The sequence below is a fragment of the Enterobacter cloacae complex sp. SHL020 genome, assembly GCF_049236945.1.
GTDB classification, from domain to species: Bacteria; Pseudomonadota; Gammaproteobacteria; order Enterobacterales; family Enterobacteriaceae; genus Enterobacter; species Enterobacter dykesii.
This window is the reverse complement of record NZ_JBMKJF010000013.1, coordinates 15,752-42,617: the sequence shown is the minus strand read 5'-3', so window position 1 is coordinate 42,617 and position 26,866 is coordinate 15,752. Positions and strand designations below refer to the sequence as shown.

Sequence of the window (26,866 nt, the reverse complement as noted above, 5' to 3'; positions counted from 1 at the left end):
CGACGTGATACCTCACGATAACTGGCCGCGCTTTTAGCGCGGCTTTTTTATGGACGCTGGAAGATCCAGTGACATCGCTGCCGGTAAACGGCTCGCCAGCGTATCTATCGCTATTCTTACCCTCAGCGGCAGATGTGGCGTCTGCTGCCACACGGCATGAACGTTGAAATGCACATCCGGTACCTGCTTTAAGAGCGGGACGAGTTTACCCTGGTGAATATCTTTGACGACCATCCAGCAGGGCAGCCATGCAATGCCGTGTCCGGCCAGCGCAGCGTCGCAGATCGCCTGCAAATCATCCATATTGAGGGACGATCGGGGTGTAAAGGTGTGCGACGTTCCTTCGTTATCCATCAGCTGCCAGGACAACACTCTGCCTGCGCTCAAATAGTTGATGGCCGTATGCTGGGATAAATCATTAACGCTTTGTGGCTGGCCTTTCTTCAGCAGATACTCCGGCGCGGCGCACAGCACCATGCGGTGTTCTCCCAGCTTTCTGGCGACCAGCACGCTGCTGTCCTGAAGCGTGCCGTTACGCACTGCCATATCAAACCCTTCCTCGACGAGATCCACCACGCGGTCGCTGAATGACATTTCCAGTTCAAGCCCGGGGTGTTCCTGCGCCAGCGCTATCAGCAGCGGGGCGACGCACTGGCGGCCAAACAGCACCGGCATGGCAACGCGCAGGCGGCCACTGACCTGCTGTTTCCCCGTTTCAAGCAGCGATTCTGCACCCCGAATCTCCTCCAGCGCGCGCAGGCAGCGTTCATAAAAAAGGGCGCCGTTATCGGTCAGACTCTGGCTGCGGGTGGTGCGCTGAAAAAGACGTACCCCCAGGCGTTGTTCAAGGCGAGCGATGCTTTTCCCCACCGCCGAGCGTGATAAATGCAGACGAATGGCGGCCTGAGCAAAACTTCCCGCCTCAACGGCGGCCACAAAAACAGGAATATCCTTCAGCGTATCGGTCATAGATTGTATCTATTTTGGCGTCAATAAAGAGAAAACTTATCGCCACTGGCGACCTTTAGTCAACGGTAGACTGTCAGGACTAAAGCTCATCTGATGGCAGGAGAAATAAAATGACAGAGACAATGCAACGCTGGTCCATGGACGCACTCGGGCGCGAGAATCTCAAGCTGACCCAGGCACCCGTTCCACAGCCTGGCCCGGGTGAAGTGCGCGTTAGGGTGAATGCTGTTGCGCTCAACTATCGCGATAAAATGGTTGTTGAAGGCACAATGCCGATCCCGCTTTCCTTCCCGTTTACCCCGGCGTCAGACATGGCGGGCGTGGTGGACAGCATTGGCGAAGGCGTCACGCGCTTCCAGCCCGGTGCCCGCGTCATCTCAACCTTCTTCCCGGAGTGGATCGACGGTAAGCCGCAGGCGGACGCGCGTAATTTGCCCTATAAAACGTCCGGCGGATACTTTCAGGGAATGCTGTCCGAGTATGTGATTGTGGGTGAAGACGCGCTGGCGGCCTCCCCGGAGACCCTGGATGACGCCGAGGCCAGCACCTTACCCTGCGCAGGGCTTACCGCCTGGTTTGCGCTGGTGGAACGCGGCCAGCTGCGCGCCGGGCAATCGGTGCTGGTACAGGGCACGGGCGGCGTGGCGATATTCGCCCTGCAAATTGCTAAAGCGCACGGCGCAGAAGTCATTGTCACATCCGGGAGCGATGAAAAGCTGGCGCTCGCCAAAAAACTGGGGGCCAGCCACGGCATCAACCGCCTTAAGGGCGACTGGGCTGAAAATACGCTGGCGCTCACGCAGGATCGCGGCATCGACCATATTATCGAAACCGTCGGTGGAGAGAACCTGAAGCATTCCCTGCGCGCCGTTGCCGTTCACGGACGTATCTCCGTCATTGGCGTGCTGGCCGGGACGGAGATTACGCTCTCTGCTGGCGAACTGTTGCTGAAATCCCCCGTCATTCAGGGGATTGGCGTAGGGCACCGCCGGGCGCTGGAAGATTTTGTCCGCGCTGTTGACGTCACGGGACTGAAGCCGGTGATCGAGCATCGCTACCGTTTTAACGAGCTTGAACAGGCGTTTGAACACCTCGATCGCGGCGCGTTCGGTAAAATTGTTCTCACCCGCGAGTAAGCCTTTGTTCCCCGGAGTAAACGTAAAAGGGGCATTCCTGTTGCGCAATGTAGCTCTATTTTTGTGTGCTTAATCGCGTTAGCATGAGGCAGCACTCATTTATCCCGGGGAACTCATGGCTATCAAACTCATTGCAATCGACATGGACGGCACGCTGCTGCTGCCAGACCACACCATCTCTCCAGCCGTTAAAAACGCGATCGCCGCGGCGCGCGCAAAGGGCGTGAATGTGGTCCTGACCACGGGGCGTCCGTATGCGGGCGTGCACAGCTACCTGAAAGAACTGCACATGAATCAGCCGGGCGACTACTGCATCACCTATAACGGCGCGCTGGTGCAGAAAGCCGCAGATGGCAGTACGGTTGCGCAAACCGCGCTGAGCTACGATGACTACCTGTTCCTGGAAAAACTGTCCCGTGAAGTGGGTTCCCACTTCCACGCCCTCGATCGCAATACGCTCTATACCGCCAACCGCGATATCAGCTACTACACGGTACATGAATCCTACGTTGCGACCATTCCGCTGGTGTTCTGTGAAGCGGAGAAAATGGACCCGGCGACGCAGTTCCTGAAAGTGATGATGATCGACGAGCCGGAGATCCTGGATAAAGCGATTGCGCGCATTCCGGCGGAGGTAAAAGAGAAGTACACCGTGCTGAAAAGTGCGCCGTACTTCCTCGAAATCCTCGATAAACGCGTCAATAAAGGCACCGGTGTTAAATCACTGGCCGATGCGCTGGGCATTAAACAGGAAGAGATCATGGCGCTGGGCGACCAGGAAAATGACATCGCGATGATCGAATTCGCCGGTATGGGCGTGGCGATGGATAACGCCATTCCATCCGTGAAAGAAGTGGCTAACTTCGTGACCAAATCCAACCTCGAAAACGGCGTGGCTTATGCCATTGAGAAGTTTGTGCTGAACTAAAAACCCGCTTGCGATACCCTGATGCGATAACTGCGCATCAGGGTATCCTCATGAAACAAATCACCTTCGCTTCCCGCAACCATCAGCTCACCAACATCAATACCTGGACGCCGGACAGCCAGTGGCTGGTCTACGACGTGCGCCCGTCCGGCGCGTCGTTCACCGGTGAAACCATCGAGCGGGTCAATGTCGGTACGGGCGAAGTAGAGGTGGTTTATCGCGCCACTGACGGCGCGCATGTCGGCGTGGTGACCGTTCATCCTGCAGAAGAGAAATATGTCTTTATCCACGGCCCGAAAAACCCGGATGCAGACTGGCACTACGATTTTCATCATCGTCAGGGAGTGATTGCGCAAAACGGTCAGGTGAGCAACCTGGACGCGATGGATATCACAGCGCCTTACACCGCAGGCGCGCTGCGCGGCGGCAGCCACGTCCATGTCTTCAGCCCGAACGGGCAGCTTGTCAGCTTTACCTATAACGACCATGTCCTGCACGACCACGATCCTAAACTCGATTTACGCAACGTCGGCGTGGCTGTGCCTTACGGCCCGGTGAACCCGGAGGGGAACCATCCCCGTGAATATTCGGGAACCTTCTGGAGCGTGCTGGTTAGCCGCACGACGCCCAACCCGCAGCCGGGCAGCGATGAAATCAACCGCGCTTACGAAGAGGGCTGGGTGGGCAACGACAGGCTGGCGTTTATCGGCGATACCCTCTCCGCGCAGGGCGAAAAAGTACCCGAACTGTTTATCGTCGACCTGCCGAAAGACGAGCAGGGCTGGAAGCGTGCGGGCGATGCGCCGCTACAGGGCACTACGGGGACCCTGCCAGCCCCGCCAGCAGGAGTAGAGCAGCGTCGTTTAACCTTTACGCATCAGAGGGCGTACCCGGGCCTGGTGAACGTGCCGCGTCACTGGGTTCGCAGCAACCCGCAGGGGACGCAGATTGCGTTTCTGATGCGGGATGATAACGGCATTGTGCAGCTTTGGCTGATCTCTCCTGAGGGCGGCGAGCCGCGCCAGTTGACGCGTACCGGGAGCGATATTCAGTCTGCATTTAACTGGCATCCTGCGGGCGGCAGTCTGGGGTTTGTGCTCGAAAATCGGATCGCCTGCTGCGACGCACAGACCGGAGAGGTGACGTTTTTGACGTCCGATCATGGCAACCCGCCGTCTGCTGATGCGGTCGTGTTTTCCCCTGACGGGCGCGTTATTGCGTGGATGGAGGAGACAGCCGGTTTCCGTCAGCTTTGGGCAACGGAAACCGCGCAGCGCTAGCGTAGAGGCATGTCAGCGGGCGGGATGACGGCGTTTGTTGCCAGATTCTCCTGCTCGCTTTTTTCTACCCGTGAGCGCACGGAGTTGTCCTTACGAAACACATCCCACGGCAGCAGAAGCGTATCCGCCACGGCCGTAAACGGCATATCCAGGATAACCAGGGATTTGGTGCCCCAGTTTGTATCGTCATCGGAGAGCATCGCCGCGCTGGCGCGCGTCCCCGGATATGTTCCTTCTTTACCGCCGGTGTGAGACATCACGCTCGAACACCCGCAAAGTAAAACTACCCCGCTGAACGTCGTCAGCTTTATCAGAACATTTTTCATCATCACTCAGTCATCGTTAATGGCACTGCATAGACCTGCAACTCAGGGTTATAGCGAGCCTTATCCAAAATGGATAGCCCGATAACCCCGCACTGTGGCAGCCATCGCAATTTAACCCTTTGTGCTGTTGTCCCAGTCTAAGCGAGATGCAGGAAAGTGCAAAAAAAAGTGCAGGTGTCGTTCTTGAAAAGCCCGATTGCAGACCCATTTTAAGAATGTGGCCCGATAACGAACTCGCCTGATGGGTGTTCGGGGGCGCAAAGGCCTGTCCATGGTGGAAGGCTACAATTTCTCGCTGATTTCAGGAGTTTTATTTATGCGTAACTTCGATCTTTCTCCGCTATACCGTTCTGCAATTGGTTTTGACCGCCTGTTTAACCATTTAGAAAATAACCAAAGCCAGAGCAACGGCTACCCTCCATACAATGTTGAGCTGGTTGACGAAAACCACTACCGCATCGCCATTGCCGTCGCCGGTTTTGCAGAAAACGAACTGGAGATCACCGCGCAGGACAACCTGCTGGTGGTGAAAGGTTCCCATACGGCCGAGCAGAAAGAACGTACCTACCTTTATCAGGGCATCGCCGAGCGCAACTTTGAACGCAAGTTCCAGTTAGCCGAGAACATTCACGTTAAAGGCGCGAACCTGGTCAACGGCCTGCTGTTTATCGAACTGGAACGTGTGATTCCGGAAGAGAAAAAACCGCGTCGTATCGAAATTAACTAATTACGCGGGTCGCGTGAGCGGCCCACCCAGACTTGCTTGCCGTAACGGGAGCATATGCGAATCCACCAGGATTTGCAGGAACAACTGCGCACAAAACTACACTGTGCCGAACTCGCTTCTCAGAAGGAGATTTAGTATGCGTAACTATGATTTATCCCCCCTGCTGCGTCAGTGGATTGGTTTTGACAAACTGGCTAACGCCCTGCAAAGCACCACCGAGCAACAGACGTTTCCGCCGTACAATATCGAAAAAAGCGACGATAACCACTATCGCATAACCCTTGCGCTGGCCGGTTTCCGCCAGGACGATCTGGACATCCAGCTTGAAGGCACTCGCCTGACCGTGAAAGGGGCGCCGGAAAAACAAGAGACCGAGACCAAATGGCTGCATCAGGGGCTCGTTAATCAGCCGTTTAGCCTGAGCTTTACCCTGGCAGACCATATGGAAGTGTCCGGCGCAACGTTTACCAACGGGCTGCTGCATATCGACCTGATCCGCAACGTGCCGGAAGCCATCGCGCCGCAGCGTATCGCCATTAGCGAGCGGCCTGCGTTGAATAGCTAATAGCGTGCGGGCTGATGCCCTCACCCCGACCCTCTCCCGCAGGGAGAGGGTGAAAAGATAAAGCCCTGCCCCGGCAGGGCTTTTTTGTGCGCCATCGCCCATACAACCGACCCCAGCTCTGAGAGAATCCTTAGCATAACTAAGGTTATGATAAGGAAGTGGGTCATGAGTGATATCGCGTTAACCGTCAGCGTGTTGGCCCTGGTCGCTGTTGTTGGCCTGTGGATAGGTAATATCAAAATCCGTGGCGTCGGGTTTGGGATAGGCGGGGTACTGTTTGGCGGCATTTTTGTCGGCCACTTCGCCGACAAACTCGGGCTGGTCCTCAGCGCCGAAATGCTCCACTTTACTCAGGAGTTTGGCCTGATCCTCTTCGTTTATACCATCGGTATTCAGGTGGGACCGGGCTTTTTCGCCTCACTTCGGGTCTCCGGATTACGGCTCAACCTGTTTGCCCTCGGCATTGTGGTGATGGGCGGGCTGGTCACCGCCATTCTGCACAAAATCTTCGATATCCCGCTCCCCGTGGTGCTGGGCATTTTCTCCGGGGCGGTCACCAACACGCCTGCGCTCGGTGCCGGGCAGCAAATCCTTCGCGATTTGGGCATCGAACCCGGCATCGTCGACCAGATGGGGATGAGCTACGCCATGGCCTATCCGTTTGGGATTTGCGGCATTCTGCTCTCCATGTGGCTGGTACGCGTTCTGTTTCGCATTAACGTCGACAAAGAGGCGAAGGACCACGAAACCACGCTAACCAACGGCCATATGCCGATCAAAACCATCAACATTCGGGTCGATAACCCCAACCTGAACAATATGGCGATTCAGGACGTGCCGATCCTGAACAGCGCCAATATCATCTGCTCTCGCCTCAAGCGTGACGATATGCTGATGGTGCCCGCGCCCGGCACCGTCATTCAGCAGGGCGATCTGCTGCACCTGGTCGGCCAGCCCGGAGATTTAAACAACGCGCGGCTGGTGATTGGCCAGGAAGTGGATACCTCGCTCTCAACCCGAGGCACCGACATGCGCGTGGAACGCGTTGTGGTGACTAACGAGCACGTTCTCGGCAAGAAAATACGCGATCTGCAGGTAAAAGAGCGCTACGACGTAGTGATCTCCCGCCTCAACCGTGCGGGTGTTGAACTGGTCGCCAGCCCGGAGGCCAGCCTGCAGTTCGGGGATATCCTCAACCTGGTTGGGCGCCCGTCGTCCATCGACGCCGTCGCGGATATGGTGGGTAACGCACAGCAAAAACTGCAGCAGGTGCAGATGCTGCCGGTGTTTATCGGCATCGGGCTCGGCGTGCTGCTCGGTTCTATTCCTGTGTACGTGCCGGGCTTCCCCGTGGCGCTCAAGCTGGGCCTGGCGGGCGGGCCGCTGATTATGGCGCTGATCCTCGGGCGTATCGGCTGCATCGGTAAGCTCTACTGGTTTATGCCGCCGAGCGCCAACCTGGCGCTGCGCGAGCTGGGTATCGTGCTGTTCCTGGCGGTGGTCGGCCTGAAATCCGGCGGTGATTTTGTCGATACCCTGGTCAGGGGCGAAGGGATGAGTTGGGTCGGCTACGGTATTTTCATCACGGCGATCCCGCTGTTGACGGTAGGCATACTGGCGCGGATGTTCGCCAAAATGAATTACCTGACGCTGTGCGGGATGCTGGCGGGCTCCATGACCGATCCGCCCGCGCTGGCTTTTGCCAACAACCTGCACACTACCAGCGGCGCGGCCGCGCTCTCCTATGCCACCGTCTACCCGCTGGTGATGTTCCTGCGCATCATCACCCCGCAGCTACTGGCGGTGCTGTTCTGGGGGATGAGCTAGCAGATCGTCCGGGTGGATGCGCCGCAGATGGTAGTCCACCTGGTAATCACTGGTATTTCGGAACATCACGGAATAATTGAGGAACTCGCCGCTGTCGCTGTAGGAGAGAGAGGTAATTCGCAGCAGCGGCGTCTGTTCCGGCAGGTTCATATAACCGGCCAGCGTTTTATCTGCCAGCACCGGCGTCAGGCTCTCGTAGTTGCCGCTGATAGTGATCCCGCACTCCTTCTCGATGTAATCAAACTTAGACCCCTCAAGATGCGCCAGCGAAAGATTGCGAAACAGCTTCACCGGCATAAAGCTGTCCTCCAGCATCAGCGGCTTTCCGTCCACGTAGCGCACCCGCCGGGAAAAGTAGATCCGCTCATCCACCTGAATTCGCAGCTGGCTGGCAATGGCGGGCGGGGCGGGCATCACTTCGAACTGCAGCACCTTGCTCTGCACCTCTTTTCCCTGCTGACGCAGCACCTCCACCAGCCCGGTTAGATTGGTGGTTTCGTGGTGAACGTCTTTGCGTGAGACAAACGTTCCGCTGCCGTGCCGTCGCTCAACCAGCCCCCAGCTCACCAGCAGATCCAGCGCCTTGCGGATGGTCATTCGCGCCACGCCGAACTCCTGCGCCAGCGTTTTTTCGCCGGGTAGCGGGCTGCCGATGTTGTAGTCCGACGAATTCAGCCGCAGCCGCAATCTGTCAGCAATAGATTTGTAGATCACCAGTAGACCTCTCTGCCCTTATCAGGGCGTGGATTGTGTCCTGACATGTCCATATTTACGCCAAAAAGTAGACCTGATTGGTCAAAATAAAACCATGAATGCGATCACGAATCGCAGCGGCACGCCATGTTCGCGCATCAGTAAGTTCTTATGCTCAGCTCAGGCCAGCAAAAAACCATAAAGGCCTCTACCCCTACAGGTTGTTTCATGAGGATTTAAAAATGCTCAGTCAAATACAACGTTTTGGCGGTGCCATGTTTACCCCGGTGTTGCTGTTTCCGTTCGCCGGGATCGTGGTGGGAATCGCCATCATGCTTCGCAACCCGCTGTTTGTCGGCGAAGCCTTAACGGCCCCCGATCATCTTTTCGCGCAGATTGTGCACATCATTGAAGAGGGCGGCTGGGCGGTGTTTCGCAATATGCCGCTGATTTTTGCCGTTGGCTTACCGATTGGCCTGGCGAAGCAGGCGCAGGGCCGCGCCTGTCTGGCGGTGCTGATTAGCTTCCTGACCTGGAACTACTTCATTAACGCGATGGGGATGACCTGGGGCCACTTCTTCGGCGTCGACTTCTCCGCCGAACCGACGGCCGGAAGCGGGCTGGCGATGATTGCCGGGATCAAAACGCTCGATACCAGCATCATCGGTGCCATTGTGATCTCAGGCATCGTCACCGCCATCCACAACCGCTACTTCGACAAGCCGCTGCCGGTCTTTCTGGGGATTTTCCAGGGCAGCTCGTTTGTCGTTATCCTCGCGTTCTTCGTCATGATCCCCTGCGCCTGGCTGACGCTGCTGGGCTGGCCGAAAGTACAGATGGGTATCGAGTCTCTGCAGGCGTTCCTGCGCTCCGCCGGTGCGCTGGGCGTGTGGGTGTATACCTTCCTGGAACGCATTCTGATCCCAACCGGATTGCACCACTTCGTCTACGGTCCGTTCATCTTCGGCCCGGCGGCGGTGGAAGGCGGGATTCAGGTCTACTGGGCGCAGCACCTGCAGGCGTTCAGCCAGAGCACCCTGCCGCTGAAAACCCTCTTCCCGGAAGGCGGATTCGCGCTTCACGGCAACTCAAAAGTGTTTGGCTCGGTGGGGATTGCATTCGCTATCTGGTACACCGCGTCGCCAGAAAACCGCGTCAAGGTGGCGGGGCTGCTGGTCCCGGCCACGCTCACCGCCGTGCTGGTGGGCATCACTGAACCGCTTGAGTTCACGTTCCTGTTTATCTCGCCGCTGCTGTTTGCCGTGCACGCGGTGCTGGCAGCCACCATGGCAACGGTGATGTATACCTTCGGCGTGGTCGGGAATATGGGCGGCGGCCTGCTGGACCAGTTCCTGCCGCAAAACTGGATCCCAATGTTCCATAACCATGCCTCGACGGTATTCACCCAGATCGGTATCGGCGTCTGCTTCACCGGCATCTACTTCGTGGTCTTCAAAACGCTGATCGAACGCCTGAACCTGAAAACGCCGGGCCGGGAAGAGAGCGAAATCAAACTCTACAGCAAGGCCGACTATAAGGCGGCGCGCGGGCAAACCACCGCCCCGGCGGCGGCCAGCCAGCAGGTTGGGCAGGCAGCCGGATTCCTGCAGGCGCTCGGCGGCGCGGCCAACATCGAAAGCATCAACAACTGCGCCACCCGCCTGCGCATTGCGCTGGTGGATATGGCGAAAACGCAAAGCGATGACGTCTTCAAAGCCCTCGGCGCCCACGGCGTGGTGCGACGCGGCAACGGCATTCAGGTGATTGTCGGCCTGCACGTTCCTCAGGTGCGCGACCAGCTTGAATCGCTGATGAAAACCCCTTTATCGAATGAACAAACCACCCTGACAGAGGCTATATCATGAAAAAATTCTCAGTTGTCATTGCAGGCGGCGGCAGCACCTTTACGCCTGGTATCGTCCTGATGCTGTTAGCCAACCGTAACCGTTTCCCGCTGCGCGCGCTGAAGTTCTATGACAATGACGGCGCGCGTCAGGAGACCATCGCCGAAGCGTGCAAAATCATCCTTAAGGAACAAGCCCCGGAGATTGAGTTCAGCTACACCACCGATCCGAAAGCGGCGTTTACCGATGTGGATTTCGTGATGGCGCATATCCGCGTGGGCAAATACCCGATGCGCGAAAAAGATGAAAAAATCCCGCTGCGCCACGGCGTGCTGGGCCAGGAAACCTGCGGCCCGGGCGGCATCTCCTACGGCATGCGCTCTATCGGCGGCGTGCTGGAGCTGGTGGATTATATGGAGCAGTACTCGCCGAACGCGTGGATGCTGAACTACTCCAACCCGGCGGCGATTGTTGCGGAAGCCACGCGTCGCCTGCGCCCGAACGCCAAAATCCTCAACATCTGCGATATGCCGATCGGCATTGAAGGGCGCATGGCGCAGATTGTCGGCCTGAAAAACCGCAAAGAGATGCGCGTGCGCTACTACGGCCTGAACCACTTCGGCTGGTGGACGTCTATTGAAGATCTGAACGGCAACGATCTGATGCCGAAACTGCGCGAATACGTCGCTAAAAACGGCTATGTTCCGCCTTCGGAAGATGCGCACACCGAAGCGAGCTGGAACGATACCTTTGCCAAAGCAAAAGACGTGCAGGCGCTGGATCCGGATACCATGCCGAACACCTACCTGAAGTATTACCTGTTCCCGGACTACGTGGTCGCGCACTCCAACCCGGAACGCACCCGCGCCAATGAGGTCATGGATCATCGTGAGAAGCACGTGTTCAGTTCCTGCCGGGCGATTATCGAAGCCGGTCACTCCTCCGCCGGCGAGCTGGAAATTGACGAACATGCGTCGTACATCGTCGATCTGGCGACGGCAATTGCTTTTAACACCCAGGAGCGAATGCTGCTGATTGTGCCAAACAACGGGGCCATCCATAACTTTGATGCCGACGCGATGGTGGAGATTCCGTGCCTGGTAGGCCATAACGGGCCGGAGCCGCTTACGGTGGGCGATATTCCACACTTCCAGAAAGGGCTTATGAGCCAGCAGGTGGCGGTGGAAAAACTGGTGGTGGATGCCTGGGAGCAGCGCTCATACCAGAAACTCTGGCAGGCGATCACCCTGTCGAAAACCGTGCCGAGCGCGTCCGTCGCGAAAGCGATTCTCGATGACCTGATCGCGGCCAATAAGGACTACTGGCCAGAGCTGCACTAATCGTCCTGACCGGCATCGCCCGATGCCGGTCTCCTTGTCCTTATCGATTTACGCTATGCTGAAGCCTGCCCGAAGCACGACAAGGAACCTTCATGAAAATTTCCCGCCTCGGCGAAGCGCCGGACTACCGCTTCTCTCTGGCCAATGAACGCACGTTTTTAGCGTGGATCCGCACCGCGCTGGGCTTTCTTGCCGCAGGGGTGGGTCTCGATCAGCTTGCGCCCGATTTCGCCACGCCGCTGATTCGCGAAGTGCTGGCGCTGCTGCTGTGCCTGTTCGCAGGCGTGCTGGCGATTTACGGCTACCTGCGCTGGCTGCGCAATGAGAAGGCGATGCGTCTGAAGCAGGATCTGCCCTATACGCGCGGGCTGCTGATCATCAGCACGATTCTGCTGACGGTGGCGGGCGTGGTGATGGTGCTGGTGTTCTATGGCGGATAGCCGCAAAGCGCGGCGCGAAGCGGACCCCGGCCTACAGCCGGAGCGGACGTCGCTGGCCTGGCTGCGCACGCTGCTGGGGTATGGCGCGCTGATTGCCCTGGCGATTAAGCACAACTGGCACCGCACAGGGGTGCCATTCTGGATTTCTATTGTTGTGCTGGCGCTGGTGGCCATCATTTTATGGCGCTATACCCGCAGCCGTAACCTGATGGACGTGGCGCAGAATGATTTTGTACAGCCGAAGGCGGTGCGGGATAAATTCCTGATCGCCCTGGCTGTGCTGTTGCTGTCGCTGCTGTTTGCGGTAACCCATATTCAGCAAATTTTGAGCCTGTAAGCCCGGTGGCGGCTACGCTTTACCGGGCCTGCAACTGCCACGAACCGTAGGCCGGGTAAGGCGCAGCCGCCACCCGGCATAATTACTTCCCTTTCGCCAGATACTTCGCCATCTCGTCTTCCGGCACCATACCGCCGCCGGTCGCCCACACCAGGTGGGTAACGCTGGCATCTGAAGGCACGCGCACCGGCCCGGCCATGCCCGCCAGCGCGGACGGCTCCAGACGGATCCCTTCCTCCTGCGCCAGCCAGCCGAGCATGTCGTACATGCTCTGATCGGAGAGCGTATAGAACCCGTCAAGCAGACGCTCCATCGCACGGCCCACGAAGCCCGACGCGCGTCCTACCGCCAGACCGTCCGCCGCCGTCACGTTATCAATGCCCAGATCCTGCACCGCGATTTCATCGTGCAAGCCGGTGTAGACGCCGAGCAGCATGCACGGGGAGTGCGTTGGCTCCGCGAAGAAGCAGTGGACGTTATCGCCAAAGGCCAGCTTCAGGCCAAACGCCACGCCGCCAGGGCCGCCGCCGACGCCGCACGGCAGGTAGACGTGCAGGGGATGATCCGCATCCACCACGCGGCCCTGTTCGGCAAACTGCGCCTTCAGGCGCTCGCCCGCCACCGCATAGCCCAGGAATAAGGTGCGGGAATTTTCATCGTCAATGAAGAAACAGTTCGGATCGCTTTCCGCCGCTTTTCGTCCCTGCTCTACCGCCACGCCGTAATCCTGCTCATATTCCACGACGATCACGCCGTGGCTGCGCAGTTTGGCTTTCTTCCACTCGCGGGCGTCGGCAGACATATGTACCGTCACCTTAAAGCCGATGCGAGCGCTCATAATGCCGATGGACATCCCGAGGTTGCCGGTTGAGCCTACCGCAATGCTGTACTGGCTGAAGAAGTCCTTAAAGCGCGGCTCCAGCAGAATGCTGTAGTCGTCTTCAACGCTCAGCAACCCGGCTTCCAGCGCCAGTTTTTCCGCATGGGTTAGTACCTCATAGATGCCGCCGCGCGCTTTAATCGAGCCGGAAATCGGCAGATGGCTGTCTTTTTTCAGCAGCAGCGTGCCGGGAATAGGCTTACCGGTTTCTCTCTCCAGCCGCTTTTGCATCGCCGGGATGGCAACCAGTTCGGATTCGATAATCCCGCCCGTTGTCGCCGTTTCCGGGAAGGCTTTCGCCAGATACGGCGCGAAGCGTTTCAGGCGCGCGTGCGCGTCGTCCACATCGGCTTTGGTCAGCCCGACATACGGCAGCCCTTCCGCCAGCGTCGTGGTGCGCGGGTTAAGCCAGGTGGTTTCTTTCAGGGCAATCAGATCCTCAACCAGAGGAAACTGTGCGGTTAAAGTAGTGATAGTTGCGTTTTCCATAATACGTCTCTTCGCGCTCAGATAATGAAGGAAAGCAGGAATGTGCCGCCAAGTGCAAGCACCGAGGCGATAAACGTCGCCGTCGTATAGTATTTGAAGGTCTCATTCAGGGTCGCGCCGCAGTATTGCTTCACCAGCCAGAAGAGGGAATCGGTCACGATCGTGCAGCCAATGGCGCCGGAACCGATGGCAATGGTGATGATCTCCGGGCTCACGTTCGGATAGAGCGGCAGCATCGGCGCGACGATCGCCGTGGCGCCCATCATCGCCACCGTCGCGGAGCCTACGGCGGCATGCAGCACCAGCGCCACCAGCCAGGCGAGCAGGATAGGGTGCATGTGCAGGTTCGATAGAATATGCGCCAGCGAGTGATCGCCAGCGGCATAGCATGGCGGAACGGGGGCCACGGTGACAACTCGGCAGCCCGGCATTGCCCGTTCCACGGTATATAAAATTCTTGAGGAAGGGAAGTCCGCTTAGAACATCAGAAAGTCGCCATTAAATTTTGGTTAAGAGCTACCGTCTGGTTACTATAGACACTTAACCCACATGGAAAATAGGGATTTTATATGGAACAGCAATATACTAACGAACTGAATCCGGAATTAGCCGCCTCACTGGCACGTCTGCCTTTCTCGGCGGAGAAAAAGGCCGGGATGTCTGACGGTGCCCGTCAGACTGTCGAAGAGCAGGAGGCTTTCATGCGTGAACATCCGTTGATGGCGATTTACCGGATCGCGGTTGATGGGGCGCTAACCCAGCGCGGTGGGATGGTTCGAGCGGCGTGGAATGGCGCTGAAATCGAGCTTGATGGCGGGTTGAAGGTCAATATTGCGCTGGTCGGGGATGAGGTGGTTTACCCTGACGGAACCACTGCCCGTATTGTTACCGGCAGCGGGTCGAAATTTCAGAAAATCGGGCAGAGTATCGCGCTGGTCGGCAGCAGGCTGAGCAACGGTGATGTGATTATCAGCACCCCACAGGAGGGATGTACGCTGAATGAGCTGAAAGGTTTGCCGATGGATGCTGATTTTTTACCGGCAGAGGGCTGAATTATGTCCATCATGAGAGGGTGTAGCGTTCACGGCAAGAATGTCGGATTACACGGAGATAAAACCTCTTCGGGGGCTCAATGTATCGCGGCCCGGCCCGGTATGTCGGTCATGGGGTTGCTAAAACTCTATATCGGCGACAAGACCACCCCCTGCCCGAAATGTGGGAAAGTGGGGATCATTGTGGATGGCGATCACCGGTGCTCAAACAGTGTCGCTGTTGCGGTGGACGGCGCGGAGATCCGTTGCGGGTGTCCGCAGGGGACCAATTTTCTGATTGCACCGGGTACGATCCCGCAGCTGTCAGCGGCAAGCGCCAGGATGGCACCGGTTGCAGCCCCGGAGCCGGAACAGCACGCACAGGCGGCGAAAAAGCCCCGCCCTGAACCTCTTCCGTTGCCGGCGCGGATTTACCAGACAGTGCGGCAGATGGATGATTACCGGGCTAAAGACATGCGCTATGGCGATCTGGACACGCTGGCACTGCGTAATCAGTTTTATATCGACGTGGACAATGTGTCCGCGAAGGTGAACCCCAGAACGCTGAAACTGCAGTCGACAGCGAGCACCGCCACCCAGTATTCCCCTTATGCCATGCAGGATCTTGAACAGCAGCAGCAGCCGTCCGTCAGCAGGGATGAGGCGACGCGCCTGATGTTTGATGAGTTTCGGGAGCTGGCGAAGCTGTACTCCTTCCACGGTCCGTACAAGAGCATCATCGCCGAGATGATTACGCATATGCAGGAGAACTACGGCACGCCGTACAGCAGCCCGTTGTTGGATCAGGCACTGAAAGAGCAGATCCTGAATGACCATTCAGATAAAAGCTCGTTGTTGAAAATAAAAAAAGCCATGAAGTCTGCCATTGATTATGAATATGGATTTATCCCTTTATCTAGGGAGAACGTTTTTTATAGAGAAATCAGTGAGGCAATACTTCCTAAGTTTGATCGTAAGATAGATAGCACCAATGGGCTGGTTATCACTGTACATGATACCTGGTCGACACATATCACGCTCGTATCACTGCAGGTTAGCGGTAACAGTTACAGGGCAATGGTTCATTACCGGGTTCAGGATCACTTTGGTCTTGATGACGATGATGTTCTTAACCCAGTGTACCGTGAGTTCCGAATTTTCCGCCTGTGGTTCGCACTCCAACGCTGGGATCAATACGGGTATAAGCCATTTATCACTGAGATGAATGCCACCGTGGAGATAACGGGAGATGTGGAGTGAATAAGCGACAGATCGGCGGTGCGATTGTAGTGGCTGTCTGCGGCTATGTACTCTGGCAGTTTCTTACGCCGGTTGAAATATCTGCTGTTCATGGGGAGAACGTGTGCAGCAAAATGTATGACTGCCATGGAGATATTTTGCTGGTCAAACATTTTCCATATCTGAAAAGCCGTCAGATCGCTTGGTGGGAAGCTAATAAGACCATGATTCAGGGAAAGTACGGTATTCCGCATAAAAATGATGATGGTTATTACAATGTAACCATTATGGACTTTGGCGATGGGTATCGGATCGACCACGATACAGATCAAGACTCTGACCTGCTTTGTTTTTATGAAATGTCTGTAGATGCGCGGTGTATAGAGAAAAAAACTCTTATGTCCGTAGGAAGTGCCCCCAATGCTGCGCTGTATTACGATTAGATATTAAACAACCACGTCGGCGTCGCGATGGGCAGAAAGCGGCTGGTGCAGAAACGGCTTGAGCGGGGCGAGCTTATCGCCCCGTTTGGTGAAAAAACTCTGAAATGCCATCAGCACTACTATATTTCGACGCTCTCTGGCCGACAGTGGCCGAAAATAGACGCCTTTATCGGCTGGCTGAGAGAACTGGCAGGTTGAAGAATTATTACGCTTTCGCTCTACACGAAATGTGAAAAAGCGTGCTAAATACAGGTAATGCTTTCGATTTATCCAGGGTAAACCGTGTTAAAGCCTTTTATTGCCTCTGCATTATTGATCTCTTCCGGTTGGGCGATGGCCGCTGAGCCGCCGCTGACGGCTGACCGTTATGCGCAGCAGCTGGGCGTCGGGATGGATGTGGACTGGGCGCGCACCGAGCGCGGCATACGCGAATTCGACCCGCTTGTAGTACGCGATTTTCGTGCAAAAGGCATTACCCACGTGCGCATTCGTGTAGCCGATGAGCCGACGGAAGCGCGGCTGATCCACCTGCGCAAGCTGGTGGAAGCCTGCGAGCAGTATGGCGTGATCCCGATAGTCGCTTATCAGGCTGATGAATATAAAAACGACCCGAAAGCCGATAACGAAAAAGAGACGATCAACTGGTGGATTGCCGTTGCGCACTATTTCGGTCAGAGCTACCCGCTGCTGGGTTTTGATCTCATTTATGAGCCAGCCGACAAGCTTAACCACAACCTCGCGTCGCTAAACCGTGTCTATGAAAAAACCATTAAAGCGATCCACGACATTGACCCGCAGCGCATGATCTTCATTGCGCCGCGCCTGCGCGCCGCGCCGGAGGATCTATCCAGCCTGAAGTTGCCCGCGCACAGCCAAAACTACCTGCTGGCGGAGTGGCATATTTTCCCGTGGGGGCCGCTGAAGAATGGCGGCAAATACCCGTGGACGTCCGGCACGGCGGCGGAGAAAGCGGCTATCCATAACCGCATCAACGCCGCGCTGCACTGGCAGCAAAAAACCGGACACGTTAGCTGGGTCGGGGGCTGGGGCGTGGGGGAGTCAAGCCGCTTCACGCCAACCGCTTCGCAAATAGCGTTCGCCACCTTTATGGCCTGCGAGCTGCAAAAGGCGAAAATCCCGTATGCGCTTAACGCAGATTTCCAGTTTTACGACGGGGAAGAGGGCGCCTGGCGGCCTGCGCCGGAGCCGTTATTGCAGGCGATGATTGCGCCCGTATGTGAAAAGCCCGGCGAGAAGCCGGGCCATCATGCGGTTAAACCGGCTGCTCGTGATGCGGAACACGCGACGCCAGCGGTAGCCAGCACAGTAAAATCAGCAGCCCCATCAGCGTCATCAGCAGGCCCAAACTAGCCTGCCCGGTCTGCGGCATCATCGCCGATAGCCAGGCCAGCGCGCCGGAGCCGATATTCTGCAAACCGCCCACCAGTGCGCCAGCCGTACCAGCGAGGAACGGGAACGGCTCCATCGCGCCGCTGGTCGCCAGCGGGAACAGCATCCCCGCGCCGAAGAAGAACAGCGCAGCCGGGATGAGCAGCGTCCAGACCGTCATCACGCCAAACAGCCCTGGGATCCACATCATCAGACCCGCCAGCAGACAGCTGATCACCGACTGCCACATCAGGGTGGAGAATCGTTTGTTCTGGCGTCCGGCAAACCACGCGCCGAAGAACGCCGCCGGGATCGGCAGAATAAACAGAATACTCACGACCATGCTGCTCAGGCCCAGCCCCGCGCCCAGCAGCACGCCGGAACAGGCTTCAAATACCGCGATGCCCGCCAGGCCGCCGATCAGCATCAGCAGGTAGCAGGTAAACGACCCGTTGCCGAACAGCGTTTTATAGCTGGTGATAAGCTTCGTGCGCGGCGCGTCCTGCGGGCGCGTCTCCGGCATCCAGCGCGCCATGCTGAAGGTGACAATCACGCACAGCACCAGCAGGAAGGCGTAGCAGGCTCGCCAGGACCACATTGTGTCCAGCAGGCCGCCAATCAGCGGGGCGAGAAGCGGGCTGACCAGAATACCCATATTCAACAGGCTGTTGGCATGACGGAGCTGGGTGCCCTGATACATATCGCGCGGTAAGGTTCGCGCCATCACCCCACCGACGCCGGTCCCGACGCCCTGCAGGGCGCTGGCGGCAATCAGTACGGTCAGGCTGTGCGTGGTAATGGCAATCACTGTCGCCACCATGAAAATGCTCATGCCCACCAGGATCACCGGGCGACGCCCGACGCGGTCAGAGAGCGGGCCGTAAAAGAGCTGCGAAACGCCATAGGTCAGCAGATAGGCTGCCATCACGCTCTGTACTGCGCCCTCGCGGACGTTCAATTCCTTTGCCATGTCGGCAATCGCCGGAATGTAGATGGTTTGTGCCATCTGACCGACGGCCACCAGTAACACCAGCATCAACAATAAGTTAACGTTCCTTTGTTTTTTCATGTCGCTGAATACTTTTGCCAAAAGAGAAAAATGAAGAATAAGTGACTGCGCATTCCCATAAATGCGCGAGGAATCTACCACAGAGAGATGACAATTTAAGCATTGTCGTGGTGAATGAAAAAACCGGGAAAGGCAGGATTTGTAAACAAGAACGGCAACTAATGTTGCCAGTGATTTACGCCATGCGCAGCAGAATGGCACCGCCGGCAATACCCAGCGCCGCCGCGATGCGCAGGCCCGCAACCTTCTCTTTTAAAAGGACAAACGCGATAAGCGCCCCAAAGAGAATCGAGGTTTCACGCAGCGCCGCGACCACCGCCAGCGGTGCCTGCGTCATGGCCCAAAGCGCCAGACCGTAAGAGCCCATGGTGCCAACGCCGCCGAGTAACCCCTTTTTCCAGTGCAGGCGCAGGTAGCCGGACGCCTCGCGCCGACGCGCCACCATCGCCCAACTCAACAGGCAGAAGCCGTTCATAAAGAAGGTCCACAGCGTGTAGCCCAGCGCGGTGTCCGACAGCCGCACGCCGGTGCCGTCCACCAGCGTATACCCGGCAATGAAGCAGGCGTTCAGGAGCGCCAGCCAGATCCCTTTGCGTGACTGCGTGCGGCCATGCATCGCCATCGCCAGAATCGAAAGGCAAATTACTCCGATGCCGGACCAGGCGAGCCAGGAGAGACGATCCCCGAGCGCCAGCACGCCGATCAGCGCCACCAGCAGCGGGGCGGTGCCGCGCATCAGCGGATAGGTCTGGCTCATATCGGAGACCTGATAGGTCTTCGCTACCAGCACGGTGTAGACCACCTGTAAGGCACAGGAGACGATCAAAAACGGCCAGCTTGCAGCAGATGGCTGTGGGGAAAACGGCAGTAAGACCAGAGCGATAAGCGTGGCGGACCCGCTGACGCTTATGGCGGAATAGAGCTTGTCCGTTCCGGCCTTAACGATGGCGTTCCAGCTGGCATGCAGCAGCGCGGCGAAGAGCAAAATGCAGAAAACGGTGGTGGTCATGGCGTATCGGGTGATGAATTGTCACTCAACTGTAACATTCACACCCTGATGCTGCCAGCCGGTTACACGGCACAAAACAGGCGGTGCGTCACCCGCGGCTCGTCCGAGACCAGCGTAAAACCCGCTTGATGATAAAATCCGTACGCGCTGTCCGGCGCGTGGGTATTCAGGAAATCAAACCAGATGCTGGCATTGGCCATCACCACGGTTAAAAGCTGTTTGCCAATGCCCAGCCCGCGGCACTTCTCGCTGACGTAGAGATGGCGAATACGTCCGGCGCGCGGCTGCTGGCTGAACGGATCGCGGTTGAGGCCGCATACGCCGACCAGCCTGCCGTTGAGAAACGCGCCCAGCAGCTTTTCTCCCGGCGCGTTAAAGCGGTTCTCGCCGCGCTGCCAGTTCTCTTCAAGCCTGCGCAGCATGTTGAAATTCAGTGCGATACTTTCAGCCTTCAGGGCGATATACCCCGGTTCATCCGGTGTGACAGGCTCAATTAACAGACGCGACATAGCATTCCCTCGTTATTAAAGAGGGGCGGTTGCCCGCCCCTCTCAGGTGCGACTTGAACCTGAATTACCGAAGGAATTTCAGGACAGCATCAAGCAGTTGCAGTACAGCAACAATGAGTTTGAGGATAAGTATCACCATATCCACTACGCTCATACGCGTCTCCTTTTGGTTAAAAGGAGCACGATGCTGGCGTACCTTTCCGCCGCCTGTTGCCAGCACCTGGATTGACGTAACACAGTGTGCTCACTTCAGGGGTTAAGGCACTGACGGCACCACCCGTTTCAGCCAGGACTTCGTTGCGCCGGTAAAACTGCGGCCCCCTCGCTCACTGCGAACACCCTCAGTATAGATAAATACTGTATGCATGAACAGTATTTTTTGGACAAAATCAGGAAGGCGATCCATACTCAAAAGCGTCAAAATCCGTGCCTGAATTGCGCGTTCGTCTTCGATCGCGTATACTTTTTGCGTTGACGTAACACAGTGTGTTCTGCGACGACCAACCGCAAAACCCTGATAAAAACCTCGCTTAGGCGGGGTTTTTTGTTTTCATCACCCAACAAACGAAACGTGATCCCTGACGCATTTTTGTGCAGATGAAAATATTTCCATTGTCACGCCCGAAAACCTGTGTTTGTATAAATTCCATCAATGATTCCAAACACAGGTCCCCAATGACTTCATCCATCTTCACTTCGACCCTACTAAAAACTGCGCAACCAGCCGCAGTGGTCGTCGTGCGTGTGGTGGTGGTCGTCGGCAATGCGCCGTAGGGACTGGATCAACACACGAATCCAAAACCCCGCCGGCGCAAACCGGGCGGGGTTTTTCGTTTAAGAGCCTCCCCGGAACGTCGGCCCAGAAGAAAAGGACTGGAGCATGGCAATTTCGGGCACAACATCCACAAAGAGGCGTTTTACTGGCGCGCAGCTGATCGTTCATTTGCTGGAACGACAGGGCATCACTACCGTTGCGGGTATCCCGGGCGGCACGGTGCTGCCGCTGTACGATGCGTTGAGCCAAAGCACGCAGATCCGCCACGTGCTGGCGCGCCACGAGCAGGGGGCAGGCTTTATCGCTCAGGGCATGGCGCGTACGCAGGGCAAACCGGCGGTCTGCATGGCCTGCAGCGGTCCGGGGGCGACCAACCTGGTCACCGCCATCGCCGACGCGCGCCTCGACTCCATTCCGCTGATCTGCATTACCGGCCAGGTACCGTCCTCGATGATCGGCACCGATGCGTTCCAGGAAGTGGACACCTACGGCATCTCTATCCCCATCACCAAACATAACTATTTAGTTCGCGATATCAGCGAGCTTCCTCAGGTTATCAGCGATGCGTTTCGCATTGCGCAGTCTGGCCGCCCGGGCCCGGTGTGGATAGACATTCCTAAGGATGTCCAGACCGCAGAGATCGAGATCGACGTTCTGCCGGAGCCGGGCGAGCGTGCCCCCGCGCCGGAATTCAGCGCTGAGAGCGTGCGCGACGCCGCCGCCATGATTAACGCCGCCAAACGCCCGGTGCTTTATCTGGGCGGCGGGGCGATTAACGCTGCGGATGAAATCCGCCAGTTTGCGGAAAAAGCCAACCTGCCCACTACCATGACCCTGATGGCGCTGGGCATGCTGCCTAAGGCGCACCCATTGTCATTAGGTATGCTGGGCATGCACGGCGCGCGCAGCACCAACTACATCCTGCAAGAGGCGGATTTGCTGATTGTTATGGGCGCGCGTTTTGATGACCGGGCGATCGGCAAAACCGAGCAGTTCTGCCCGAACGCCAAAATCATTCACGTGGATATCGACCGCGCCGAACTGGGTAAAATCAAGCAGCCGCACGTGGCGATTCAGGGCGACGTGGCCGAGGTGCTGGCACAGCTGATCCCGCAGACGGACGCAGCCGAGCGCGCGGACTGGCGTCAGCTGGTGACCGATCTGCAGCGTGAGTTCCCGGGCGCCATCCCAACCGAAGGCGACCCGCTGAGCCATTACGGCTTGATCAACGCCGTGGCCGCCTGCGTGGACGACAGCGCAATCATCACCACCGACGTGGGCCAGCATCAGATGTGGACCGCCCAGGCCTACCCGCTGAACCGTCCGCGCCAGTGGCTGACCTCCGGCGGCCTCGGCACTATGGGCTTTGGTCTGCCCGCAGCAGTCGGTGCGGCGCTCGCCAACCCGGACCGCAAGGTCATCTGCTTCTCCGGCGACGGCAGCCTGATGATGAACATTCAGGAAATGGCGACCGCGGCCGAAAACCAGTTAGACGTGAAAATCATCCTGATGAACAACGAGGCGCTGGGGCTGGTACACCAGCAGCAGAGCCTGTTCTACAAGCAGGGCGTGTTTGCCGCGACCTATCCGGGGATGATTAACTTTATGCAGATTGCCGCCGGCTTTGGCCTGCACACCTGCGATCTGAACGCCGAAGGGGATGCCCATGCGGCGCTGCAGGCGGCGATTTCTCGCCCCGGCCCTGCGCTGATCCACGTGCGTATCGACCCTGAACAAAAAGTGTATCCGATGGTGCCGCCGGGTGCGGCAAATACTGAGATGGTGGGAGAATAAGCCATGCAGAAACAACATGATAACGTCATTCTGGAACTCACCGTCCGCAACCACCCTGGCGTCATGACCCACGTCTGCGGGCTGTTTGCCCGCCGGGCGTTTAACGTGGAAGGCATTCTCTGTCTGCCGATTCAGGGCAGCGAGCACAGCCGCATCTGGCTACTGGTTAATGATGACCAGCGTCTGGAGCAAATGATGGCCCAGATCGACAAGCTGGAAGACGTCACCAAAGTGGCTCGCAACCAGTCCGATCCCACCATGTTTAACAAAATTGCGGTGTTCTTCGAATAAATCGCTCATTGCTTGAACACCCGCGCGCTTATCGTTAAGGTAGGCGCGTTTTTTTATCCGCCCGCCAGGAATGCGCCATGACCACCATCGCCCTTATCGACGACCATCTTATCGTCCGCTCCGGATTTGCCCAGCTTCTGAATCTCGAAGCGGATTTTCAGGTTGTGGCCGAGTTTGGCTCCGGTCGCGAGGCGCTGGCGGGCCTGCCGGGGCGTGGGGTGCAGGTCTGTATCTGCGACATCTCGATGCCGGATCTTTCCGGACTGGAGCTGTTAAGCCAGCTGCCGAAAGGGATGGCGACGATCATGCTCTCGGTCCACGACAGCCCGGCGCTGGTCGAGCAGGCGCTCAACGCGGGAGCGCGCGGCTTTCTCTCCAAGCGCTGTAGCCCCGACGAACTGATCGCCGCCGTGCGTACGGTCTCCACCGGCGGCTGCTATTTAACGCCGGATATCGCCATCAAGCTGGCGGCCGGACGGCAGGATCCGCTCACCCGGCGCGAGCGTCAGGTGGCTGAGAAGCTCGCGCAGGGAATGTCGGTAAAAGAGATTGCCGCCGAGCTGGATCTGTCCCCGAAAACCGTGCACGTTCACCGCGCCAACCTGATGGAAAAGCTCAACGTCAGCAACGACGTCGAGCTGGCGCGCCGCATGTTTGACAGCTGGCAATGAGTTCCGCTTTTTCACGGCTGATCGCCGTCGTCGCCAGCTTTTTTATCTTCTCCGCCGCCTGGTTCTGCCTGTGGAGCATTAGTCTGCATCTGGTGGAGCGCCCGGAGCTGGCGGTGCTGCTGTTCCCCTTCGGGCTGCGTCTGGGGTTAATGCTCCAGTGTCCGCGCGCCTATTGGCCGGTTTTGCTCGGCGCAGAGTGGCTGATGCTGGTCTGGCTGGCGCAGGAGGTGGCCCTCGCGCACCTGCCCTTATTGATGACCGGAAGCCTGCTCACGCTTCTCCCGGTTGCGCTGATTTCCCGCTACCGCCACCAGCGCGACTGGCGCACGCTGCTGCGGCAGGGGGCGGCGCTGATGGCCGCCGCGCTGCTGCAATCTCTGCCGTGGATTGGCGACAAGGAGATGCTCAATGCCCTGCTGCTGACCCTCACCGGCGGCCTGACGCTCGCGCCGACCTGCCTCGTTATCTGGCACTACCTCACCAGCACCGTCTGGCAGCCGCTCGGCCCGGGGCTGGTTTCCCAACCGGTGAACTGGCGCGCCCGGCACCTCATCTGGTATCTGCTGCTGTTTGTGGTGAGCCTGTGGCTCCAGCTTGGCCTGCCCGCTGAACTATCACGCTTCACGCCGTTCTGTCTGGCGCTGCCGATTATCGCTCTGGCCTGGCACTACGGCTGGCAGGGGGCGCTGATCGCCACGCTGATGAACGCCATCGCGCTGATCGCCAGCCAGACCTGGCACGATCATCCTGTGGATTTGCTGCTTTCCCTGCTGGCCCAAAGCCTGACCGGGCTGCTGCTCGGCGCGGGCATTCAGCGCCTGCGCGAGCTGAACCAGTCCCTGCAGACCGAGCTGGCGCGCAACCGCCGTCTGGCGGAGCGTCTGCTGGAAACCGAAGAGAGCGTGCGGCAGGAGGTCGCCCGCGAGCTGCACGACGATATCGGCCAGACCATCACCGCTATCCGCACCCAGGCGGGCATAGTCCAGCGCCTGGCGGCTGAAAACGCTGGCGTGAAGCAGGGCGGGGCGCATATCGAACAGCTTTCGCTGGGCGTCTATGACTCCGTTCGACGCCTGTTAGGACGGCTACGTCCACGCCAGCTCGACGACCTGTCGCTGGAGCTGGCGGTGCGTTCCCTGATGCGCGAGATGGAGCTGGAAAGCCGCGGCATTGTCAGCCATCTCGACTGGCGCATTAACGAATCTACGCTCAGCGAAGGTCAGCGCGTGACGCTGTTCCGCGTCTGTCAGGAAGGGCTGAACAATATCGTCAAGCACGCCAGCGCCAGCGCGGTCACGATCCAGGGCTGGCAGCAGGACGACAGCCTGAGGCTGATAATTGAAGACGACGGCTGCGGCCTGCCGCCGGGCTCCGGCCAGCAGGGTTTTGGCCTGGCGGGCATGCGGGAGCGCGTCAAGGCGCTGGGCGGCACGCTGAACCTCTCCTGCACCCACGGGACGCGCGTCAGCGTCAGCCTGCCGCTACGGAGTTACCATGTTTAAAACCCCTGCCAGCGCCGCGCCGATTGGCGATAAAGCGGAAATCGACGCCCGCTACCGCTACTGGCGTCGCCATATCCTGATGGCCATCTGGCTCGGCTACGCGCTGTTCTACTTCACCCGCAAAAGCTTCAACGCCGCCGCGCCGGAGATCCTCGCCAGCGGCGTGATGACGCGCACCGATATCGGCCTGCTGGCGACGCTGTTTTACATCACCTACGGCCTGTCGAAGTTCTTCTCCGGCATCGTCAGCGACCGCTCCAACGCGCGCTATTTTATGGGCGTTGGGCTGATCGCCACCGGCGTGGTGAACATTCTGTTTGGATTCTCCACCTCGCTGTGGGCCTTCGCCCTGCTGTGGGCGCTGAACGCCTTTTTCCAGGGCTGGGGCGCGCCGGTCTGCGCCCGCCTGCTCACCGCCTGGTACTCGCGCAACGAGCGCGGCGGCTGGTGGGCAATCTGGAACACCGCGCATAACGTCGGCGGGGCGCTGATCCCGATGGTCGTGGGTGCTGCGGCGCTGCACTACGGCTGGCGCGCGGGTATGATGATTGCCGGTGGCCTCGCGATTGTCGCCGGGCTGTTTCTCTGCTGGCGCCTGCGCGACAGGCCGCAAACCGTCGGCCTGCCGGCGGTGGGCGACTGGCGGCACGACGAAATGGAGATTGCCCAGCAGCAGGAAGGCGCAGGGCTGACCCGCAGGGAGATCCTCACAAAATATGTGCTGAAAAACCCCTACATTTGGCTCCTCTCGCTCTGCTACGTGCTGGTTTACGTGGTGCGCGCGGCGATCAACGACTGGGGCAATCTGTACATGTCCGAGACGCTCGGCGTGGATCTGGTGACCGCCAACTCGGCGGTGACGATGTTCGAGCTGGGCGGGTTTATCGGCGCGCTGGTGGCGGGCTGGGGATCGGATAAGCTTTTCAACGGCAACCGCGGCCCGATGAACCTGATTTTCGCCGCCGGGATTTTGCTCTCCGTCGGCTCGCTGTGGCTGATGCCGTTCGCCAGCTATGTGATGCAGGCGGCGTGCTTCTTCACCACCGGCTTCTTCGTGTTTGGCCCGCAGATGCTGATCGGCATGGCGGCGGCGGAGTGTTCCCATAAAGAGGCGGCAGGCGCGGCGACGGGCTTTGTCGGTCTGTTTGCCTACCTCGGCGCATCGCTCTCCGGCTGGCCGCTGGCGCGGGTGATTGACGTCTGGCACTGGAGCGGTTTCTTCGCGGTGATCGCCATTGCGGCGGGGATCTCCGCGCTGCTGCTGCTGCCCTTCCTGCACGCGCAGGCCCCGCGCGAGGTGAGCGAAGCGTGATGTGCCTCACCTTTCTGGCCCGAGTGGCGTAAAACTAAGAAATTTTCCCGG

General features: G+C 58.3%; 28 protein-coding genes, 2 pseudogenes and 1 other annotated feature. Of the genes and pseudogenes, 21 read left to right on the top strand and 9 right to left on the bottom strand.

Translation table 11 applies throughout. The annotated features are described in order from the left end of the window. Positions 1 to 33: 33 nt before the first annotated feature. A complete protein-coding gene (locus ACOTZB_RS21365; RefSeq protein ID WP_421628485.1) occupies positions 34 to 969 on the bottom strand; it encodes a LysR family transcriptional regulator in 936 nt (311 codons plus the stop codon). Between the two features lie 110 nt (positions 970 to 1,079). Between ACOTZB_RS21365 and ACOTZB_RS21360 the strand changes: the two genes are divergently transcribed. The 3 genes from ACOTZB_RS21360 to ACOTZB_RS21350 all read left to right on the top strand — a co-directional run bounded on the left by ACOTZB_RS21360 (position 1,080) and on the right by ACOTZB_RS21350 (position 4,313). Next, the gene (locus tag ACOTZB_RS21360; protein ID WP_421628484.1) at positions 1,080 to 2,105 is read left to right on the top strand and encodes a zinc-dependent alcohol dehydrogenase family protein; all 1,026 of its coding nucleotides are present in this window, start codon (positions 1,080 to 1,082) and stop codon (positions 2,103 to 2,105) included. 115 nt (positions 2,106 to 2,220) lie between these two features. Further along, the gene (gene yidA, locus ACOTZB_RS21355) at positions 2,221 to 3,033 is read left to right on the top strand and encodes a sugar-phosphatase (RefSeq protein ID WP_421628483.1); all 813 of its coding nucleotides are present in this window, start codon (positions 2,221 to 2,223) and stop codon (positions 3,031 to 3,033) included. A 50-nt stretch (positions 3,034 to 3,083) separates the two neighbouring features. Next, on the top strand, positions 3,084 to 4,313 hold the full coding sequence (locus ACOTZB_RS21350) for a DUF3748 domain-containing protein (protein WP_421628482.1): 1,230 nt from the start codon (positions 3,084 to 3,086) through the stop codon (positions 4,311 to 4,313). On the opposite strand, the gene ACOTZB_RS21345 is transcribed toward ACOTZB_RS21350, so the two are convergent. After that, positions 4,310 to 4,642, bottom strand: a complete 333-nt coding sequence (locus ACOTZB_RS21345; protein WP_047650018.1) for a YceK/YidQ family lipoprotein — start codon at positions 4,640 to 4,642, stop codon at positions 4,310 to 4,312. The genes ACOTZB_RS21350 and ACOTZB_RS21345 overlap by 4 nt on opposite strands. Positions 4,643 to 4,890: 248 nt before the next feature. Further along, positions 4,891 to 4,962 (top strand) — a sequence feature (ROSE (Repression Of Heat Shock gene Expression) occurs in the 5'-region of heat shock genes and acts as an RNA thermometer to modulate expression.). Between ACOTZB_RS21345 and ibpA the strand changes: the two genes are divergently transcribed. The 3 genes from ibpA (at position 4,956) to ACOTZB_RS21330 (ending at position 7,758) form a co-directional block, all read left to right on the top strand. Further along, complete coding sequence (gene ibpA / locus ACOTZB_RS21340; protein WP_008500162.1) at positions 4,956 to 5,366, top strand: small heat shock chaperone IbpA; 411 nt, start codon at positions 4,956 to 4,958, stop codon at positions 5,364 to 5,366. Its footprint overlaps the feature before it by 7 nt. A gap of 136 nt (positions 5,367 to 5,502) precedes the next feature. Next, complete coding sequence (gene ibpB / locus ACOTZB_RS21335) at positions 5,503 to 5,931, top strand: small heat shock chaperone IbpB (protein ID WP_126330352.1); 429 nt, start codon at positions 5,503 to 5,505, stop codon at positions 5,929 to 5,931. A 165-nt stretch (positions 5,932 to 6,096) separates the two neighbouring features. Next, positions 6,097 to 7,758: a putative transporter gene (locus tag ACOTZB_RS21330; protein ID WP_047650015.1), complete on the top strand. Its 1,662-nt coding sequence runs from the start codon at positions 6,097 to 6,099 to the stop codon at positions 7,756 to 7,758. Here ACOTZB_RS21330 and ACOTZB_RS21325 read toward each other — a convergent pair. Beyond that, positions 7,726 to 8,472 (bottom strand): GntR family transcriptional regulator, encoded by a 747-nt coding sequence (locus ACOTZB_RS21325; protein WP_257833275.1) that lies wholly within the window; start codon positions 8,470 to 8,472, stop codon positions 7,726 to 7,728. The two genes, ACOTZB_RS21330 and ACOTZB_RS21325, sit on opposite strands and share 33 nt — an antisense overlap. A gap of 221 nt (positions 8,473 to 8,693) precedes the next feature. On the opposite strand from ACOTZB_RS21325, the gene ACOTZB_RS21320 reads away from it, so the two are divergent. From ACOTZB_RS21320 to ACOTZB_RS21305, 4 genes are all read left to right on the top strand, one after another. Then, positions 8,694 to 10,316, top strand: coding sequence for an alpha-glucoside-specific PTS transporter subunit IIBC (locus ACOTZB_RS21320; protein ID WP_421628481.1), 1,623 nt, complete (start codon positions 8,694 to 8,696; stop codon positions 10,314 to 10,316). Further along, positions 10,313 to 11,635 (top strand): 6-phospho-alpha-glucosidase, encoded by a 1,323-nt coding sequence (locus ACOTZB_RS21315; RefSeq protein ID WP_421628480.1) that lies wholly within the window; start codon positions 10,313 to 10,315, stop codon positions 11,633 to 11,635. The genes ACOTZB_RS21320 and ACOTZB_RS21315 overlap by 4 nt, the downstream gene beginning before the upstream one ends. A gap of 92 nt (positions 11,636 to 11,727) precedes the next feature. After that, a complete protein-coding gene (locus ACOTZB_RS21310; RefSeq protein ID WP_023309821.1) occupies positions 11,728 to 12,075 on the top strand; it encodes a YidH family protein in 348 nt (115 codons plus the stop codon). Beyond that, positions 12,065 to 12,412 (top strand): DUF202 domain-containing protein, encoded by a 348-nt coding sequence (locus ACOTZB_RS21305; protein ID WP_421628479.1) that lies wholly within the window; start codon positions 12,065 to 12,067, stop codon positions 12,410 to 12,412. The genes ACOTZB_RS21310 and ACOTZB_RS21305 overlap by 11 nt, the downstream gene beginning before the upstream one ends. An 82-nt stretch (positions 12,413 to 12,494) precedes the next feature. Here ACOTZB_RS21305 and dsdA read toward each other — a convergent pair whose 3' ends face one another. Then, a complete protein-coding gene (gene dsdA, locus ACOTZB_RS21300) occupies positions 12,495 to 13,781 on the bottom strand; it encodes a D-serine ammonia-lyase (protein WP_421628478.1) in 1,287 nt (428 codons plus the stop codon). Between the two features lie 17 nt (positions 13,782 to 13,798). Continuing rightward, a pseudogene (locus ACOTZB_RS21295) lies at positions 13,799 to 14,149 on the bottom strand (D-serine transporter DsdX); the annotation flags it as partial. Between the two features lie 201 nt (positions 14,150 to 14,350). Here ACOTZB_RS21295 and ACOTZB_RS21290 point away from each other — a divergent pair. From ACOTZB_RS21290 to ACOTZB_RS21270, 5 genes and pseudogenes are all read left to right on the top strand, one after another. Then, positions 14,351 to 14,833 (top strand): PAAR domain-containing protein, encoded by a 483-nt coding sequence (locus ACOTZB_RS21290; RefSeq protein ID WP_421628477.1) that lies wholly within the window; start codon positions 14,351 to 14,353, stop codon positions 14,831 to 14,833. Between the two features lie 3 nt (positions 14,834 to 14,836). Further along, positions 14,837 to 16,072, top strand: coding sequence for a PAAR domain-containing protein (locus ACOTZB_RS21285; RefSeq protein WP_421628476.1), 1,236 nt, complete (start codon positions 14,837 to 14,839; stop codon positions 16,070 to 16,072). Further along, complete coding sequence (locus ACOTZB_RS21280) at positions 16,069 to 16,494, top strand: DUF943 family protein (protein WP_421628475.1); 426 nt, start codon at positions 16,069 to 16,071, stop codon at positions 16,492 to 16,494. The genes ACOTZB_RS21285 and ACOTZB_RS21280 overlap by 4 nt, the downstream gene beginning before the upstream one ends. A gap of 9 nt (positions 16,495 to 16,503) precedes the next feature. After that, positions 16,504 to 16,692: pseudogene (locus tag ACOTZB_RS21275) on the top strand (DNA-binding transcriptional regulator DsdC); the annotation flags it as partial. 84 nt (positions 16,693 to 16,776) lie between these two features. Continuing rightward, a complete protein-coding gene (locus ACOTZB_RS21270; RefSeq protein ID WP_421628474.1) occupies positions 16,777 to 17,865 on the top strand; it encodes a cellulase family glycosylhydrolase in 1,089 nt (362 codons plus the stop codon). On the opposite strand, the gene emrD is transcribed toward ACOTZB_RS21270, so the two are convergent. The 4 genes from emrD to tisB form a co-directional block, all read right to left on the bottom strand. After that, complete coding sequence (gene emrD, locus ACOTZB_RS21265; protein ID WP_193805399.1) at positions 17,768 to 18,952, bottom strand: multidrug efflux MFS transporter EmrD; 1,185 nt, start codon at positions 18,950 to 18,952, stop codon at positions 17,768 to 17,770. The two genes, ACOTZB_RS21270 and emrD, sit on opposite strands and share 98 nt — an antisense overlap. A 175-nt stretch (positions 18,953 to 19,127) precedes the next feature. Further along, positions 19,128 to 19,961, bottom strand: a complete 834-nt coding sequence (locus tag ACOTZB_RS21260; protein ID WP_421628473.1) for an EamA family transporter — start codon at positions 19,959 to 19,961, stop codon at positions 19,128 to 19,130. 62 nt (positions 19,962 to 20,023) lie between these two features. After that, the gene (locus tag ACOTZB_RS21255; RefSeq protein WP_421628472.1) at positions 20,024 to 20,470 is read right to left on the bottom strand and encodes a GNAT family N-acetyltransferase; all 447 of its coding nucleotides are present in this window, start codon (positions 20,468 to 20,470) and stop codon (positions 20,024 to 20,026) included. A 64-nt stretch (positions 20,471 to 20,534) separates the two neighbouring features. Beyond that, positions 20,535 to 20,624 carry a type I toxin-antitoxin system toxin TisB gene (gene tisB / locus ACOTZB_RS21250; protein ID WP_023309830.1) on the bottom strand — a complete coding sequence of 30 codons (90 nt, stop codon included), beginning with the start codon at positions 20,622 to 20,624 and terminating at the stop codon, positions 20,535 to 20,537. A 521-nt stretch (positions 20,625 to 21,145) separates the two neighbouring features. Here tisB and ivbL point away from each other — a divergent pair. The 6 genes from ivbL (at position 21,146) to ACOTZB_RS21220 (ending at position 26,815) form a co-directional block, all read left to right on the top strand. Further along, on the top strand, positions 21,146 to 21,244 hold the full coding sequence (ivbL, locus tag ACOTZB_RS21245; RefSeq protein ID WP_057979964.1) for an ilvB operon leader peptide IvbL: 99 nt from the start codon (positions 21,146 to 21,148) through the stop codon (positions 21,242 to 21,244). A 106-nt stretch (positions 21,245 to 21,350) separates the two neighbouring features. Further along, complete coding sequence (gene ilvB, locus ACOTZB_RS21240; protein WP_193805402.1) at positions 21,351 to 23,039, top strand: acetolactate synthase large subunit; 1,689 nt, start codon at positions 21,351 to 21,353, stop codon at positions 23,037 to 23,039. A gap of 3 nt (positions 23,040 to 23,042) precedes the next feature. Beyond that, positions 23,043 to 23,330 carry an acetolactate synthase small subunit gene (gene ilvN / locus ACOTZB_RS21235; protein ID WP_010426528.1) on the top strand — a complete coding sequence of 96 codons (288 nt, stop codon included), beginning with the start codon at positions 23,043 to 23,045 and terminating at the stop codon, positions 23,328 to 23,330. A 77-nt stretch (positions 23,331 to 23,407) separates the two neighbouring features. After that, positions 23,408 to 24,001, top strand: coding sequence for a transcriptional regulator UhpA (gene uhpA, locus ACOTZB_RS21230; RefSeq protein WP_047649998.1), 594 nt, complete (start codon positions 23,408 to 23,410; stop codon positions 23,999 to 24,001). Further along, a complete protein-coding gene (gene uhpB, locus ACOTZB_RS21225) occupies positions 23,998 to 25,503 on the top strand; it encodes a signal transduction histidine-protein kinase/phosphatase UhpB (protein ID WP_421628471.1) in 1,506 nt (501 codons plus the stop codon). The genes uhpA and uhpB overlap by 4 nt, the downstream gene beginning before the upstream one ends. Further along, positions 25,496 to 26,815: an MFS transporter gene (locus tag ACOTZB_RS21220; protein ID WP_047743257.1), complete on the top strand. Its 1,320-nt coding sequence runs from the start codon at positions 25,496 to 25,498 to the stop codon at positions 26,813 to 26,815. Before uhpB ends, ACOTZB_RS21220 begins: the two co-directional genes overlap by 8 nt. Positions 26,816 to 26,866 lie beyond the last annotated feature (51 nt).

Excerpts from the sequence above, each read along its gene's own strand:
- emrD (WP_193805399.1), bottom strand. The coding sequence starts at position 18,952 with ATGAAAAAACAAAGGAACGTTAACTTATTGTTGATGCTGGTGTTACTG.
- ACOTZB_RS21365 (WP_421628485.1), bottom strand. The coding sequence starts at position 969 with ATGACCGATACGCTGAAGGATATTCCTGTTTTTGTGGCCGCCGTTGAG.
- ibpB (WP_126330352.1), top strand. The coding sequence starts at position 5,503 with ATGCGTAACTATGATTTATCCCCCCTGCTGCGTCAGTGGATTGGTTTT.
- yidA (WP_421628483.1), top strand. The coding sequence starts at position 2,221 with ATGGCTATCAAACTCATTGCAATCGACATGGACGGCACGCTGCTGCTG.
- ACOTZB_RS21285 (WP_421628476.1), top strand. The coding sequence starts at position 14,837 with ATGTCCATCATGAGAGGGTGTAGCGTTCACGGCAAGAATGTCGGATTA.
- uhpA (WP_047649998.1), top strand. The coding sequence starts at position 23,408 with ATGACCACCATCGCCCTTATCGACGACCATCTTATCGTCCGCTCCGGA.
- ACOTZB_RS21260 (WP_421628473.1), bottom strand. The coding sequence starts at position 19,961 with ATGACCACCACCGTTTTCTGCATTTTGCTCTTCGCCGCGCTGCTGCAT.
- ilvB (WP_193805402.1), top strand. The coding sequence starts at position 21,351 with ATGGCAATTTCGGGCACAACATCCACAAAGAGGCGTTTTACTGGCGCG.
- ACOTZB_RS21330 (WP_047650015.1), top strand. The coding sequence starts at position 6,097 with ATGAGTGATATCGCGTTAACCGTCAGCGTGTTGGCCCTGGTCGCTGTT.
- ACOTZB_RS21350 (WP_421628482.1), top strand. The coding sequence starts at position 3,084 with ATGAAACAAATCACCTTCGCTTCCCGCAACCATCAGCTCACCAACATC.
- dsdA (WP_421628478.1), bottom strand. The coding sequence starts at position 13,781 with ATGGAAAACGCAACTATCACTACTTTAACCGCACAGTTTCCTCTGGTT.
- uhpB (WP_421628471.1), top strand. The coding sequence starts at position 23,998 with ATGAGTTCCGCTTTTTCACGGCTGATCGCCGTCGTCGCCAGCTTTTTT.
- ACOTZB_RS21310 (WP_023309821.1), top strand. The coding sequence starts at position 11,728 with ATGAAAATTTCCCGCCTCGGCGAAGCGCCGGACTACCGCTTCTCTCTG.
- ACOTZB_RS21320 (WP_421628481.1), top strand. The coding sequence starts at position 8,694 with ATGCTCAGTCAAATACAACGTTTTGGCGGTGCCATGTTTACCCCGGTG.
- ACOTZB_RS21305 (WP_421628479.1), top strand. The coding sequence starts at position 12,065 with ATGGCGGATAGCCGCAAAGCGCGGCGCGAAGCGGACCCCGGCCTACAG.
- ACOTZB_RS21315 (WP_421628480.1), top strand. The coding sequence starts at position 10,313 with ATGAAAAAATTCTCAGTTGTCATTGCAGGCGGCGGCAGCACCTTTACG.
- ACOTZB_RS21290 (WP_421628477.1), top strand. The coding sequence starts at position 14,351 with ATGGAACAGCAATATACTAACGAACTGAATCCGGAATTAGCCGCCTCA.
- tisB (WP_023309830.1), bottom strand. The coding sequence starts at position 20,624 with ATGAGCGTAGTGGATATGGTGATACTTATCCTCAAACTCATTGTTGCT.
- ACOTZB_RS21345 (WP_047650018.1), bottom strand. The coding sequence starts at position 4,642 with ATGATGAAAAATGTTCTGATAAAGCTGACGACGTTCAGCGGGGTAGTT.
- ilvN (WP_010426528.1), top strand. The coding sequence starts at position 23,043 with ATGCAGAAACAACATGATAACGTCATTCTGGAACTCACCGTCCGCAAC.
- ACOTZB_RS21220 (WP_047743257.1), top strand. The coding sequence starts at position 25,496 with ATGTTTAAAACCCCTGCCAGCGCCGCGCCGATTGGCGATAAAGCGGAA.
- ACOTZB_RS21255 (WP_421628472.1), bottom strand. The coding sequence starts at position 20,470 with ATGTCGCGTCTGTTAATTGAGCCTGTCACACCGGATGAACCGGGGTAT.
- ibpA (WP_008500162.1), top strand. The coding sequence starts at position 4,956 with ATGCGTAACTTCGATCTTTCTCCGCTATACCGTTCTGCAATTGGTTTT.
- ivbL (WP_057979964.1), top strand. The coding sequence starts at position 21,146 with ATGACTTCATCCATCTTCACTTCGACCCTACTAAAAACTGCGCAACCA.
- ACOTZB_RS21360 (WP_421628484.1), top strand. The coding sequence starts at position 1,080 with ATGACAGAGACAATGCAACGCTGGTCCATGGACGCACTCGGGCGCGAG.